Origin of the sequence: Streptomyces bobili, assembly GCF_002154575.1 — a bacterium.
Lineage (GTDB): Bacteria > Actinomycetota > Actinomycetes > Streptomycetales > Streptomycetaceae > Streptomyces > Streptomyces bobili.
In genome coordinates this window covers 1-476 of the sequence record NZ_MUBA01000946.1, presented here as the reverse complement: position 1 = coordinate 476, position 476 = coordinate 1, and the positions used below count along the sequence as shown (strand labels likewise).

Genomic DNA, 476 nt, shown 5'->3' with positions numbered 1-476 from the left:
CGCCGGGCGGCGGGTGACCTTATCGTCGGGGACATGTTCGCCGTCTACGCCGCACGAATCGACCGCGACCAGCCGCTCTCCGGACTGGAGTTGGGGGAGCGACCGGCCCCCGGCGCCCGTCCCGGCTGGAGCACCGTCACCGTCCGGGCCGCCTCCCTCAACCATCACGACCTCTGGTCCCTGAGGGGTGTCGGCCTCGCGGAGGACAAGCTGCCGATGATCCTCGGCTGTGACGCCGCGGGCGTCGACGAGGACGGCAACGAGGTCGTCCTGCACTCCGTCATCGGCCAGACCGGTCACGGGGTCGGTCCCCGCGAGCCCCGGTCCATCCTCACCGAGCGCTACCAGGGCACCTTCGCCGAGCAGGTCACCGTGCCGACGTGGAACATCCTGCCGAAGCCGAAGGAGCTGTCCTTCGAGGAGGCCGCCTGCCTGCCCACCGCCTGGCTGACGGCCTACCGCATGCTGTTCACCAA

At 70.6% G+C, this 476-nt stretch carries 1 protein-coding gene; it reads left to right on the top strand.

The features are described 5' to 3' along the window. Positions 1–33 precede the first annotated feature (33 nt). Positions 34–476, top strand: a 443-nt coding sequence (locus tag BZL64_RS38865) for an alcohol dehydrogenase catalytic domain-containing protein (protein ID WP_341868856.1), incomplete at its 3' end; no start/stop codon positions are given.